At 32.6% G+C, this 12,807-nt stretch carries 13 protein-coding genes; 3 read left to right on the top strand and 10 right to left on the bottom strand.

Annotated elements, in window-relative coordinates; translation table 11 throughout:
• Positions 1–7 precede the first annotated feature (7 nt).
• Both KKI44_RS13370 and KKI44_RS13365 read left to right on the top strand, forming a co-directional pair.
• On the top strand, positions 8–406 hold the full coding sequence (locus KKI44_RS13370; protein WP_214587729.1) for an ExbD/TolR family protein: 399 nt from the start codon (positions 8–10) through the stop codon (positions 404–406).
• A gap of 26 nt (positions 407–432) precedes the next feature.
• Positions 433–1,317 carry a ferric siderophore ABC transporter substrate-binding protein gene (locus KKI44_RS13365; RefSeq protein ID WP_214587728.1) on the top strand — a complete coding sequence of 295 codons (885 nt, stop codon included), beginning with the start codon at positions 433–435 and terminating at the stop codon, positions 1,315–1,317.
• Positions 1,318–1,331: 14 nt separating this feature from the next.
• Here the strand turns inward: KKI44_RS13365 and KKI44_RS13360 are convergent, their stop codons facing one another.
• From KKI44_RS13360 to KKI44_RS13325, 8 genes are all read right to left on the bottom strand, one after another.
• Entirely contained in the window at positions 1,332–1,724 is a 393-nt protein-coding gene (locus tag KKI44_RS13360) for a hypothetical protein (protein ID WP_214587727.1), read from the bottom strand.
• Positions 1,711–2,010, bottom strand: coding sequence for a hypothetical protein (locus KKI44_RS13355; RefSeq protein WP_214587726.1), 300 nt, complete (start codon positions 2,008–2,010; stop codon positions 1,711–1,713). The genes KKI44_RS13360 and KKI44_RS13355 overlap by 14 nt, the downstream gene beginning before the upstream one ends.
• Before the next feature lie 2 nt (positions 2,011–2,012).
• The gene (locus tag KKI44_RS13350) at positions 2,013–3,416 is read right to left on the bottom strand and encodes a nucleoside recognition domain-containing protein (protein ID WP_214587725.1); all 1,404 of its coding nucleotides are present in this window, start codon (positions 3,414–3,416) and stop codon (positions 2,013–2,015) included.
• A gap of 188 nt (positions 3,417–3,604) precedes the next feature.
• Complete coding sequence (locus tag KKI44_RS13345) at positions 3,605–5,767, bottom strand: peptidase domain-containing ABC transporter (protein ID WP_214587724.1); 2,163 nt, start codon at positions 5,765–5,767, stop codon at positions 3,605–3,607.
• Positions 5,768–5,840: 73 nt separating this feature from the next.
• A complete protein-coding gene (locus KKI44_RS13340; protein ID WP_214587723.1) occupies positions 5,841–7,076 on the bottom strand; it encodes a radical SAM protein in 1,236 nt (411 codons plus the stop codon).
• Between the two features lie 71 nt (positions 7,077–7,147).
• Positions 7,148–7,345 carry a hypothetical protein gene (locus KKI44_RS13335; protein WP_116099260.1) on the bottom strand — a complete coding sequence of 66 codons (198 nt, stop codon included), beginning with the start codon at positions 7,343–7,345 and terminating at the stop codon, positions 7,148–7,150.
• A gap of 141 nt (positions 7,346–7,486) precedes the next feature.
• Entirely contained in the window at positions 7,487–9,856 is a 2,370-nt protein-coding gene (locus KKI44_RS13330; RefSeq protein ID WP_214587722.1) for an outer membrane beta-barrel family protein, read from the bottom strand.
• A 39-nt stretch (positions 9,857–9,895) separates the two neighbouring features.
• Positions 9,896–10,561 (bottom strand): N-acyl amino acid synthase FeeM domain-containing protein, encoded by a 666-nt coding sequence (locus tag KKI44_RS13325; protein ID WP_214587721.1) that lies wholly within the window; start codon positions 10,559–10,561, stop codon positions 9,896–9,898.
• A gap of 127 nt (positions 10,562–10,688) precedes the next feature.
• Between KKI44_RS13325 and KKI44_RS13320 the strand changes: the two genes are divergently transcribed.
• Positions 10,689–11,447 carry a response regulator transcription factor gene (locus KKI44_RS13320; RefSeq protein WP_214587720.1) on the top strand — a complete coding sequence of 253 codons (759 nt, stop codon included), beginning with the start codon at positions 10,689–10,691 and terminating at the stop codon, positions 11,445–11,447.
• On the opposite strand, the gene KKI44_RS13315 is transcribed toward KKI44_RS13320, so the two are convergent.
• Positions 11,448–12,197, bottom strand: a complete 750-nt coding sequence (locus KKI44_RS13315; RefSeq protein ID WP_214587719.1) for a ThiF family adenylyltransferase — start codon at positions 12,195–12,197, stop codon at positions 11,448–11,450.
• Positions 12,198–12,268: 71 nt separating this feature from the next.
• A complete protein-coding gene (locus KKI44_RS13310) occupies positions 12,269–12,775 on the bottom strand; it encodes a DUF6973 domain-containing protein (protein WP_214587718.1) in 507 nt (168 codons plus the stop codon).
• Positions 12,776–12,807: the final 32 nt, after the last annotated feature.

The following is a 12,807-nucleotide window of genomic DNA, read 5'->3' as shown; positions in this document are numbered from 1 at the left end:
TCAACAGATGAAAATTCAGAGAAGAAATAAAGCAAACCCGGAATTCAGTTTAGCAGCAATGACAGATGTTATCTTGCTGATGCTGATCTTCTTTATGGTAACTTCTTCGGCAGCCAACCAAAGTGCGATCGATGTGAAATTGCCAAAAGCAGATACCGCAGCAGACAATATTCCGAATCCTTTGGTGGTGAGCGTAAAACCGGACGGGTCTTATTTTGTGGATGATAATCCTGTGAACAGAGGCGAATTGGAACAGACCATTGTCAATAAATTAACGGGTCAGGCGAATAAATCTTTCACCATAAGAGCGGACGAAAATACCCTTCATAAAGATGTGGTTTTTGTAATGGAAATTGCAGAGAAAAATAAATTCAATATTGCCATTGCAACCGTTAAAGATAAATAACTCTTCAGGAAGCAGGATCTTTTAAAATGAGAAGTCATAGTATCAATAAAAATGAGCAAAACAAAGACAGAATAAAAAGCGCCGTGCTTTCTATTCTCATCTGGTCTGCCATTCTCTTATTTGTTTTTCTGTATAAACTGAAACCGGAACTGGATGAACAGCCAGAAGTTATTACAACCATGCTGGTGAATTTTGGAGACAACAGAAACGGAAACGGGATAGAAGAACCGGCAGATCAGCCGGGAAGCCTTGCTGCTGCGACAGAAGAAGTCACTCCTGAACCCGCAGAAACCACTGTGCCTGAAACCAAGACCGTTATACAGCCTGATCCGCAGCCTGAAACCAAAAAAACAGAAGCGAAAGAAAAAGTCATAACCGGAAACAATACCAAAACTTCTGTTCCGAAAAAAGAGGAATCCAAAGCAGAAACTAAAAAGACTTCCACAGGTACCTCTGCAGCCAAAAACACTAAAAAATCCGGTGCCACAACCGCAAATTCCAAGATAGGAAATGGAGACGGCAAAGGAAACGCTGCTATTGGAAATCTAATCAGAGGACGCGGAACAAAAGCAGGAAGCCAAGGCGACGGAAACGGAATCGGAAATGCAGGAGATCCTTTAGGCGGAGACGGAAATGGTGACAGCAAAGTAGGAATCGACAGAAAACTGGTAGGATTCATCCCCGGAACGATGGGAAGAGGCGGATCGCAGCCTGCAAATAGCTGTACGGCAAGCGGAACGATTACCATTGCTTACACCGTAGATAAAGCAGGAAATGTAGTTTCGGCGAGAAGATCGGGCGGAACTTCGGATCCATGTATCAGTTCGAATGCGATATCGTGGGTTAAGAAATATGTAAAAGCAGAAAAAGCGAGTGTTTCTTCCACCGGAACGTATAAAATTACTTTTTAAAATACAGAAGCACTTTACTCAAGTGCTTTTTTTATTTCTGTAATTCTGTTAATAACCGGAAGTGCAAATATTCCGCTGGTTTGGAGATACAGTTCATAGAATGTTTTTGCTTTATCTAAAAAATCTTTGTTATCAGATTGTTTTCCGTTAAAATAGAAAAGGTTTCCTAACATTTCATAGTAATCTTTATGGTCTCTTTCCTGTCTTTCATTAACAATTTCTATGATTTCCTCTTTCGGTTTTGATGAAAGCGTTGTAAAATCAAACTTGAAAATATCTTTCATTAAAGATTCAAAATCAAGCTCTTTCTGCATTAAGCTTTCTTCAGGTTTATCCAAAATCAGCTTTTCTAATGCCTGAGTTAACTGGCGTATTAATCGTAGGGTGAATTCTTTATCTGTGATCATTTTTTTCTTTATTTAAAAAGTTATCAATTTCCGGGGTTGAGTCTGTTTTAGATATAAAATTGATCGTTCCTTCTTTACTTCGATAAATCTTAGTAGCTAATTTTATACCGATACCAGTGGCTAAAAGAAGAATTACAATCGCAATAACGAGGGTGAAATTATTAGGATTGGAAAAGTATATTATCGCCGAAATAGCTGCTCCAATCAAAAACGGAGACAAAAATATTTGTAATCCACCGATTAACTCAGTCGATTTTTCAAAAATATTTCGATTGTGATTACTCATAATTATGCAAAAAACAGATAAGCCAATATGATGGAAGTAATAATCCCCACCAAATCAGCTAGAAGCATAGCAATTACTGTGTATCTTGTATTTTTTACGGCTACTGCTCCAAAATAAACAGCAATGACATAAAACGTCGTATCTGAGCTTCCCTGAAGAACAGCTGCCAATTTTCCCTGAAAACTATCTGCGCCGAAAGTTGTCATGGTATCAACCATCATTCCTCTTGCTCCTGATCCGGACAAAGGTTTGATTAAAGCGGTTGGAAGTCCGTCTACAAATCTTGAATCTAAGTTTGCAGAATAGGCAACCCATTTCATCCCGTCGATAATCACGTCAAATACTCCGGAAGTTCGCAGCAATGAAATGGCAATAAGCATTCCGACCAAATAAGGAATAATCTTTACACACGTTGTAAAACCTTCTCTGGCACCTTCAATGAAAGCATCAAAAACATTAATTTTTTTATAAACAGCACCAAGAACAATGGCTAAAAATATGAAAAGAATTAAACCGTTGCTTAATACTTTGCTGAAATCATCCAGTTCATCCTTGCCTAATTGAGTAAGGTATAAAACCAGCAGTGCTATTATTGCAGAAATTCCGCCAACGTAGCCAAGAACTACAGGTTTTAAAAGGTTGATTTTCTGATATAAAGAAACGACGATCATTGCAGCTAAAGTTGCTGCAAATGTAGCAATCATGCACGGAAGAAAAATATCCGTTGGCGTTTTTGAGCCCATTGAAGCGCGGATTGCAATGATGGAAACCGGAATTAAAGTCATGCCTCCTGCATGAAGACAAAGGAACATGATCTGGGAGTTACTTGCCGTGTCTTTATTCGGATTTAAAGTCTGCAAACTTTCCATCGCTTTGAGACCAAAAGGAGTGGCTGCATTATCCAGACCAAGAAGATTGGCACTGAAATTCATCAGCATATGTCCGAAAGCGGGGTGATTTTTAGGAATGTCGGGGAATAATTTTGAGAAAAAAGGCTGAATTAACCGGCTTAAAAGATTGATTCCGCCTGCTTTTTCCGCAATGCTCATGAACCCCATAAATAAAGTCATAATTCCGATAAGTCCGAGACAGATCTTCACTGCTGTTTCAGAAGTTCCGATTACCCCATCCGATTCCTGAACACGGTACACTTTTACATCCTGCCTTAAAGAATCTGTTTTGTAGTGAATTCTACTGTCCGCAAAATCATTTTTTTTCATGAGATTGTCCCGCACAATAGGAGAGAGTGCATTCATTTTCTGAGTGGCAATCTGTACGGTATCACCGCCTTTACCTACAACCATATCATTGAAAATAGTTTTGTAGTTGCCTGATGAAACGTATTTTATACCTGCAATGGCAATGGCAATGATAATGAATGCCGACCAAATTCTGCTGAGAACCATTATTTAAGATTATTTTGGTTCTAAATGTAGTAATTTTTAAGCAAAAGTATTTATTCTGGCAATTAATTAAAAAAACAAAACTTTAGCTGCGAAATAGAGAGCAATAATACTTAAAAGTATTATTATAACTCCTAAAAGTGTAAAATGGGATGGAATTTTATCCATTAGATTTTTCTCATTTTTCATCTCTATAATCCTAACTCTAATTGATTTTGTATTAGTTCAAAATATTTTCCTCTTATCTGTATAAGTTGATCATGATTTCCTTGTTCAACAATTCTTCCACTATCTAGAACAATTATCTGATCCGCATTTTTTACAGTAGAAAGTCTATGCGCCACTACAATCATTGTTTTATGTTTGAAAAAATTATCAATATTCTGAACAATTATTCTCTCATTTTTAGCATCAAGAGAATTGGTGGCTTCATCAAAGAATAGATAATCGGGATTTTTATATATTGCTCTTGCAATAAGAATTCTTTGTTTTTGTCCCTGACTCAGACCGACTCCTTCTGAGCCTATTATAGTATCGATTTTTAAAGGTAGCATATCAATAAAATCCGAAATATTAGATAAAGCAACAGCTGTATTTAATTTGCTTTGATCAGGGTTTTTCTCCAAGGCAATATTATAAGCAACTGTATCTGAAAAAATATGACTATCCTGAAGAATAACCCCGCACTTTTCTCTCCATACTACATTTTCAATTTCTTTCAGAGAAATTTCTTCCAAGGATATTTTCCCCATTTGCGGAGTGTAAAACTTTAAAATCAGTTTTAAAAGTGAGGTTTTTCCGCTTCCGCTAGCTCCTACAATTGCTGTTGTTTTTCCCTTTGGAATAATTAAGTCAATATCATTTAAAATAAAATGAGAGTTGTCGTATGAAAAACTCACATTTTTTAGGGATATATCAAAAATTCGCTCTAAATAGCCTATCTGACTAATGTTTTCTTCATCTTCCTTATTATGAATTTCATTGAGTCTCTCAAAACTTATTTTCACTAAGTGATAGCGCAGAAAGAAAGTGATAAGTTGTGAAATAGGATTATTCATTCCTCCAATAATATAGACGATTGAAAGCATGGTTCCTACTGTCATTTGTCCGTTCATGACTGCTAAAGAAGATGTAAAAACAACCAATATATTCTGAAAGAAGTTAATAAATTTATAACTTTCATATTTTTGATTTACTTTAAGCTTCTCAATATTATTTAAATAGATATTAGATTGTATTAAACTCCATTCTTGGCGTTTATATTCTTCAAGGTTATTTAATTTAATCTCCTGCATCGAATTAATAATCTCATAGATTTTATTTTGATCGGTAGATTGTAGAGAGAACGTTTTCTGATCTAATATTTTTATTTTTTTAAAAAAATTAAAAATCCAAGTCAACTCTAGCGAAGTTCCTATCAATACAATAATAAATATTGTTGAATTAAAATAGAGTAATACTGCAGAGTAAATGATAATGCTGAAAAATGAAAAAACGGTCTGGATAAGATCCTGAGAAAGAAACTCTTCAATTCTTTTATGATCCTGTATTCTTTGTAAAAGATCTCCTGTGTTTTTACTATTGAAAAATTTCAAAGGGAGCCTCATTAGCTTTGCTAAAAAATCTGAGATAATCGATAAGCTTATTCTGCTACTAATATGAATGAATAACCAAGATCGATAATATTCTAACACTACTCTGCTTATAAAAAGCCCAATTTGTGCAGCCAAAATTAGATAGATTAGATTAACTTGTTTTAAAGCGACTCCTTTATCTAAAATTTTTTGTGTGAAAAATGGAAATATAAGCTCAATACATGATGAAACTAAAAGAGTAATGGCAATTAGTAAAAATTGAGTTTTATGCTTTTTAATATATTGAGTTATATACTGAAGATTTCTGGATGTATTTTTTTTGTGCTCATCGGATTTTTCATGCAGATTTTCTGTAGGTTCGAGAATTAATATAATTCCTTTTTCTTTTTCCTGAGTCCAGCCTTTTAAGAATTGTTCTTTGGTGTAAACAGTTTTTCCAAAGGCGGGATCTGCTACGTATACTTTTTTTGGAGTCATTTTATAAACAACAATAAAATGATTCTGATTCCAGAAAAAGACAGAAGGAACATTAATATTTGATAATGCTTCTTCATAACTTAACTTTACTGGTAAGGCATCGAAGCCTAATTCTTCGGAGGTATATTTGAGATCAGATATGGTAATCCCTCTTTTGGAAATGTTACTTTCTGAAAAAACAGAGTCAGATAGCAAAACACCATAATATTTGCTAACCATTTTAAGGCAAGCTAAACCACAATCCTGGCTATCTAGTTGTTTTATAAAAGGGAAACTTTTCATCAATTTTTTTATGATTTTTAAGCGAATTGATTGACTTCAACTAAAAATATATTTTTATTGTGAGGAAATATGATTAATTCATGGCAAAACTTTCCAGTTTTTTCACGTAAGATGGTTCCTGAATAGTAGGAAGTTTTTCATCGATTATTTTTAAGGCTTCTTCATAGGTAAGTTTCTGAATACCTGTTTCTTTTATAAGATCTTCAGGTAATGAATCTATAACTTTATTCTGAATATGTGTAATAAGCATTAGAAGATCATTACAATATATAGAAGGATTATTAAATCCGTTTTTAGAGCTGTAGCGATGAGGTAAATATCCTCCGCCACAAACTTCATGAATGGGGCAAGCCAAGCATTTTTTTGGTAACATCTGCTTACTATTATAATATACGTCAATAAGATCGCTTTGGAAAATATCGTCGAATTCGTTCGTGTGGAGGTTAAATTTATGTTTCGTAAAGCTTTCGCCACATATTTTTAATACATCTAAAGACTCTATATCTCCATTAGTTTCAATAACAGCCAATTTGTTATATCCCTTTCCTGAACTTTCAGTACCGTTTTCTGATCCGAAGATGTAATTAATATAATCTTCAAATTTTATTACAGAAACTTTGTTTTCATCATCTTTGAGGTTATACCAATAGTCAAATAATTCTATCAGCCATTCTGCATTTTTAAGTTTGGGAACCTGATCTATACTATCATAGTTTTCATCCAGTAAAAGAAGATTGATAATAGAAAAACCTAAATTTCTATATGTTTCATAAAGTTCAACTGGAGAAGACATGAAATTAATAACAGATAAACAGCCTAATTTGTAATCTAAATATTTATTGGCAACATCCATTCCCTTCTTCACTCTGTCAAATGTACCTTTTCCCTTTTTATCAATCCTGAATTTATCATTAACTTCTTTTCCTCCGTCTAAACTTACTCCAATCCCAACACGATATTTGCTAAATAACTCACAGTGTTCTTTGCTTAAAAGCATTCCATTAGTCTGCATAGCAAATAGGATTTCTATATCATCATTATGTAAAGAATGTAGCGTCTGAAGAAAAAAGGTAATATCCTTTATGTTCATTAATAGAGGCTCTCCGCCATGTAACACAACAAAGAATTTTTTTAATGAGTGCTTATGGCAATGATTTTTTATCTTTTCCTTGAGAGCCAGAATCGTTTCCTTAGACATAAATTTTGGCTGAAGTTTATAAGATTGGTCTGCGTGATTATACATATAGCAGTATGTACAGTTGATATTGCATCTTCCCGCTACTTTTACTACAAGTGCTTCTATATTCATTGGTTACTAGGTTTTTAAGAATAAAAAAGAAGAGAAGGATATACATAAGAAGCATATCCTTCTCATATCTATTAGAAGAAAGTTTTAATAGTTCTCTCGTGGATAATTCTATCATAAACCACTTCAGAATAACCGATTACTACCGGTCCTGCAGCTCCCATCCTGTTTTCAGAATCCAATTGTAAAACAGCTTTTTTTAGAACATTGTTCTTAATTAAACCAGAATTTTTTGCTAAGTTCTTAGTTTCTTTTTTGTTGAATGTAAACATGTTAAATAGTTTTTAGGTTAAACAGTAGAATCATAGTTTAAAGAGTATAATTCCTAGATTTTCACTCTTGCTTGCAAGCGGGATATTTATTTGTAGTTTTCATACATTGTACACTATATGAAGAACTACAATCAAATCTTTTTAATTGGCTCTCTTTTTCTCTTCTTCGTTACTTAGTTTTCTGGATTGTATTTTTAGTGTTTTTCCAAAATTCCAATTTACGGAGATTCTTATTTTTTGAGTATCACGATAATCAAAGTTTTCCTGTTTTATACCATTTACAACCTGTGTAAATGTCATTTTATAGGTTCGAAAAATATCCATTATGTTTAAAGCTATCTGCAGTTTTTTTTCCAGAAGTGACAATTTTAATCCAGTATTGAAATAATAAAAAGATGACATTTTATAGCTGTTCGCAATTGAAGGAGACTGGTAGTTAAAACCAAGTTCTGCTTTTAATGTTTTTGCGGAGTTCAAAGTGAAGCTGTTGTTAGAGCTTACTGATGCGCTCCATCCTGAAAGGTCTGTCAGGGTATTGGGAATATCTGACATTGTTTTTGTATAGAAAATATTTGCCTGATTATTACTTTCCCACCATTTCCATTTATTGAAAAGATAACTTTCCAGTATTCCCAGATTTATCTGCTTATAAAAGTTACTCGGTATGATCGCCTGAACGGGATTATCTGCCGAAACATATGTAACCTGATCAAAACCATTATTGATATAGCTTAAATATGCCGAAGCATAATTGTTTTTATAGCTGTATGATATTTCAAAGTTATCTGTAAAATAAGGTTGTAAAAAAGGATTTCCCTCTCCATAATTATATTTTGTAGTATAAAATCTGAAAGGATTCAGATCAGAATAAGTTGGGCGGTCAATCCTTCTGTTATAATTAAACCCAAATACACTATTTTCATTCATTAAATAATTAATATATAAAGTGGGAAACAGTTTAGTATAATTATTTTTATTTGTTTGGTCTAATGTTTCAGAATAGCCTTTTGTTTGTGTGTTTTCTAGTCTAAAACCAAGCTGCGTTTCCCATTTTTTTGATAGTTTTTTACTTCCAGATAAATATATTGCCTGCGTATTTTCCTTATAATCAAAAGTATTGCTTTTACCAAAGTCTAAAAAAGGATTTCCGTTTGTTGTATTAAAATATAAAACATCACTTTTATTATTAATAAATGAAACTTTCGCTCCAAAAGATAGAGTTGCCCATTTTAACGGAAATTCTATATCAGCTTTTGAAGAATAAATTTTAATATCTTGGCTACTTAAATTATTTGCCGAAAGAAATGTCTTAGCATTATAATCACCCGGTAAATACGACGATGTAGAAAACTGATTATCTGCATTAGAATTAAACGTAAAATAATCTACATCAAAAGATATCTTTTTGCCAATACTATCTAGTTTTGTAATAGTATGAAGATTAACTGCATGATTATTTTTTCTCACGCGTAAATCTGAAGGAGTAATTATCAGGGAGTCTAATCCTTTCTTAGAGCTTATTTGAGAAGAATTGTCCCCTTTTCTAATAGGATTATTTATACCTCCTAAATACTGTATCCCAATAGTCGTTTTTTTGCTTATCTCATAATCCAAGGAAAACCGGCCACTTAAATTATCTCTAAAACTTCTTGATTTATTAGTTTCAAACCATGTATAGTTCGGATAATAAAGTGTATACTCCTGATAAGGTGCTGTACTTCCGTTTTCATAATCAAAATTTGTAGTGAGGGTAACTTTTTTCTTTTGATAATTAAGTCCTGCGCCATAATTTCCTATAGAATAGGTAGCTTGGGTATAGCTGGTTTTAAGGTTTCCACTAAGATAATTCTCCTTTGCTTTTTTTAGTTTGATATTAATGAGACCACTGTTTCCTTCCGAATCATACTTTGATGGAGGATTTGTAATTACTTCAATATTTTTAATGTCTTCAGATTTAATACTTCTCAGAAAGCTCAGAAGATCATTTTCCGAAAGCTGGATAAGCCTGTCATTTACCATGATAGAAACCTTGCTTTTGCCAATAATGCCTATCTGGTCATTAACTACTTTTACACCAGGAATAATTCCCATAGTTTCCAAGGCGTCACCACCGCTTGCGGATATAGAATTTTCTACATTAAAAACCAATCTGTCTATTTTTCTTTCAATTAATTTCTTTTTACTAGCAATACTTACGCCCTGTATTTGCGATTCTTTTAGTTCTGAAATCAAATTTTCGGTTTTATTTTCTGTAATACTAATCTCTTTTTTTATAATTACTTCTCCGTCCTTTACTACTGATAATTTATAAGTGCCCTTCTCTGGAACAGATATTTCATAATTTCCGTTACTATTACTTATTGTATTCTTTTTTATATTTTCTTTTATTAAGGATATTTCTGCGTATGCAATTCCCTGATTTTGGGAATTGACAACTATGCCGCTAATTGTCTGGCTTTTTATAAAAATTCCGAAGAAAATAAATGTTAAAAAAAATAATATGTTTTTCATGGTTAATATCAAAGATAATGAGCCAATTTTTTTTATTAGCTACACAAAAGTGTAGTTTTTAATAGAGTCTGCAAATACTACACTTCTGTGTAGAATATCCAAGTCATAATTTTTTACTAGATAAATATTTTTTTTAAGAAAGTTCTTTAGACTTTCATGTTCTAAAATAATTGGAATGGTTTCAGAGCCTAAATAGTGAATAGAATTAGTAATAGGATGAGCATTTATACCTAAAATTTTTAAAATTTTTAAAAGTTTAGCATCACATTCAGCAATGGCTAATGTATTTTCTTCACTGCATACATCCTGAATGGCGAAAGTCATTAATGTTTTAAATAAATTGATTCCACCTTCTTTACGCCCCTTTTTAATTGCAAACCTTCCGATATGCCAAATATTGTACTGCTCACTATCGAGAAAACTGCTTAACTTAACAGAAAACATTTTTTCAATAGGCAATATATCTTTCATGTTCCATTTTAAAGTTCTTATGGACCCAATGATTTGATTATTATTTTGTGCAACAATTATTCTTGAATTGGAAAAACTTTTTTCTTCATTCAGAACATATTCAATTTCCTTTCTAATAAAACTTGGATCATGACAAAAATTTTCATTGTGGTGTGAGAAATTTTCCTGTACAACAAATTCTGCAAGCTTCCTCAATTCGGACTTTTCTAAGACTGAAAATTTAATAGTTTTCATGGTTTAGTGATTTTTGATTAAATTTATTTTGATTTTTATGGGACATTACTACACTTTTGTGTAGATTTGTTATCAAAAACATAAAACTACACTCGAGTGTAGTGTGCTTTGTATATAAAAATATTGTATGGATGAAATCAACCAGTTCTTTTCTGATAGAAATACTGTGAATAATCTTTCGCAGAATGAACTTCTACAGACTTTTGATTATCTGGAACCTGTAAAAGCATTTGCCCGAATTACCTATAAAAGTCTTTATATAATAGATTATCAGAAAAAAAGTTTTGATTATGTTTCGGATAACCCTCTTTTCTTATGCGGTCATACTCCTGACGAAGTAAAAGAGTTGGGTTATGCCTTTTATTTTAAGCATGTAAAAAAAGATGATCTCCAGTTGTTACTGAAAATTAATGAAGTAGGATTTAATTTTTATGAAAATATTCCTGTTGAAGAAAGAAAACTTTATACAATTTCTTATGATTTCCATCTGGTAAAAGATTCAGGAAAAAGTATACTGATTAATCATAAGCTTACACCTCTATTTCTTAATAAAGAAGGAAAGATATGGAAAGCAATGTGTATTGTCTCTCTTTCGCAAAATAATACGTCAGGAAATATTCAGATTTTTAAAGATGGAAGTGATGATATCTGGTTATTCCAGCTATCGTCAAATAAATGGGAAAAAAGTAAGAAGATAAAACTCTCAGACAGAGAAACAGAAATTTTGCTTCTTTATGCGCAGGGTCTTACCATTAATGAAATAGCAGAAAAAATGTATCTTACAGCAGATACAATAAAATTTCATCGCAGAAAGCTATTTGATAAAATTAATGTACAAAATATTACAGAAGCTTTGGCTTATGCAACCAATAACAAGCTTATTTAGCTAATCTGCAATAGTTTTAAAGTAAAATTCTGGAAAATACCTGCTTTTTTTCTCAGTTGCTATTTTATACAAAAGGGTAGTACACATCCCGGCAACGAGCCATGAACCTATTGATAGTTGAGGAGGAGGAAGAGTTTCTTGTTCATTTTTATAATCATTTACTATTTTAGCAAGCCATGATACTTCTTTTTCTTTTTGAGCTAATTCTTCCATAACAAAATCTACAACTTTTAATTCATTCAATTGTTTATTGTGACCCAAAATTTGAAAATTTTGTCCATTTGGGTGTATTGCGGTTACTAAGCCTGCCCAACCTAAATTATAAGGATGAATGACGGGAATTCCTTTTTTTTGTGCTATTTCATCAAAAACAATAGGAATGTCTGAAGTAAAGTCTAATGCATTAAAAGCAACCTTTATATTTTTTAGGATTTTATTAACGTTATTATGATCAATAAAGTCACTTATATATTTGATGTCCGCTTCCGGATTAATTTCTTTTAACCGTTTATCAAGAGTTTGTGCTTTATTTTGGTGTAAATTTTTTTCGGTGAAATTCTGTCGGTTAAGATTAGATCTTTCGACTATATCCCCGTCAATAAGGGTTATATTTTCAAAGCCAAAACGTAAAGCGCATTCTGCAATATTGCTCCCAATTCCGCATCCTGCGAGAAGAATAGGATAATTTTTAATAATACTTTGTTCGCTATTATTTACATAAAGTCGGTTTCTTGAGTATCTTTCGTTCATGGTGTATTAGTTTAAATTAATATTTAAAGACGAAATTATTTCGTTTTAAAAACTAATACAATATAATCATATCAATCCAGATAAACCAGAAACCCCTCAAAATCATCATCCAGATTTTTCAGAACTTTAGCATCTTTCATTTTCTTTTCTAAGCCTTCAATGAAAAAACTTTTCTCGAAAAACTGGCGGTGAACTCCCGGAAGCAGCTCTTTAAAGTAATCCATTCCGAATTTATTGTTGTGAAGATCCATTTTGGTTTCCAGAGGTTTGTTCGGGAATAATTCTTCGTGCATATCGGTGATTCTTTTACAGAATTTCAGCGCTTTCTGAGGCGAAGAGACTTTGGAGCAGTACATCGCAATAAAACAGCACCAAAGAGCGTGTCTGAATGCATTTCCCACACCATTGGTAGATGCAGTTTTAGGGAATTTTTTCTGAGCAATCGTATATGCCTGAACGGTGGCATGAAAACTGAGCAATGAGAAAACAGGATGAGGAAGAACAAGCGTTAAAAGACGGATAATCTTTTTAAAACTCATACTTCGGATGGTACTGAAAAATATCTTGAAAGTTCTCATAAATAAAAATCTCTCCCTAATTAGAGAGAGAT

The organism is Chryseobacterium sp. ZHDP1 (assembly GCF_018603435.1).
Classification (GTDB): Bacteria; Bacteroidota; Bacteroidia; order Flavobacteriales; family Weeksellaceae; genus Chryseobacterium; species Chryseobacterium indicum.
The sequence above is the reverse complement of the archived record's forward strand: the minus strand, read 5'-3'. Positions and strand labels throughout refer to the sequence as shown.

What these genes read in the sequence shown, in the direction of transcription:
- KKI44_RS13370 (WP_214587729.1), top strand. Translation starts at nt 8, where the DNA reads ATGAAAATTCAGAGAAGAAATAAAGCAAACCCGGAATTCAGTTTAGCA.
- KKI44_RS13350 (WP_214587725.1), bottom strand. Translation starts at nt 3,416, where the DNA reads ATGGTTCTCAGCAGAATTTGGTCGGCATTCATTATCATTGCCATTGCC.
- KKI44_RS13325 (WP_214587721.1), bottom strand. Translation starts at nt 10,561, where the DNA reads ATGAAAACTATTAAATTTTCAGTCTTAGAAAAGTCCGAATTGAGGAAG.
- KKI44_RS13360 (WP_214587727.1), bottom strand. Translation starts at nt 1,724, where the DNA reads ATGATCACAGATAAAGAATTCACCCTACGATTAATACGCCAGTTAACT.
- KKI44_RS13315 (WP_214587719.1), bottom strand. Translation starts at nt 12,197, where the DNA reads ATGAACGAAAGATACTCAAGAAACCGACTTTATGTAAATAATAGCGAA.
- KKI44_RS13335 (WP_116099260.1), bottom strand. Translation starts at nt 7,345, where the DNA reads ATGTTTACATTCAACAAAAAAGAAACTAAGAACTTAGCAAAAAATTCT.
- KKI44_RS13365 (WP_214587728.1), top strand. Translation starts at nt 433, where the DNA reads ATGAGAAGTCATAGTATCAATAAAAATGAGCAAAACAAAGACAGAATA.
- KKI44_RS13330 (WP_214587722.1), bottom strand. Translation starts at nt 9,856, where the DNA reads ATGAAAAACATATTATTTTTTTTAACATTTATTTTCTTCGGAATTTTT.
- KKI44_RS13345 (WP_214587724.1), bottom strand. Translation starts at nt 5,767, where the DNA reads ATGAAAAGTTTCCCTTTTATAAAACAACTAGATAGCCAGGATTGTGGT.
- KKI44_RS13340 (WP_214587723.1), bottom strand. Translation starts at nt 7,076, where the DNA reads ATGAATATAGAAGCACTTGTAGTAAAAGTAGCGGGAAGATGCAATATC.
- KKI44_RS13310 (WP_214587718.1), bottom strand. Translation starts at nt 12,775, where the DNA reads ATGAGAACTTTCAAGATATTTTTCAGTACCATCCGAAGTATGAGTTTT.
- KKI44_RS13355 (WP_214587726.1), bottom strand. Translation starts at nt 2,010, where the DNA reads ATGAGTAATCACAATCGAAATATTTTTGAAAAATCGACTGAGTTAATC.
- KKI44_RS13320 (WP_214587720.1), top strand. Translation starts at nt 10,689, where the DNA reads ATGGATGAAATCAACCAGTTCTTTTCTGATAGAAATACTGTGAATAAT.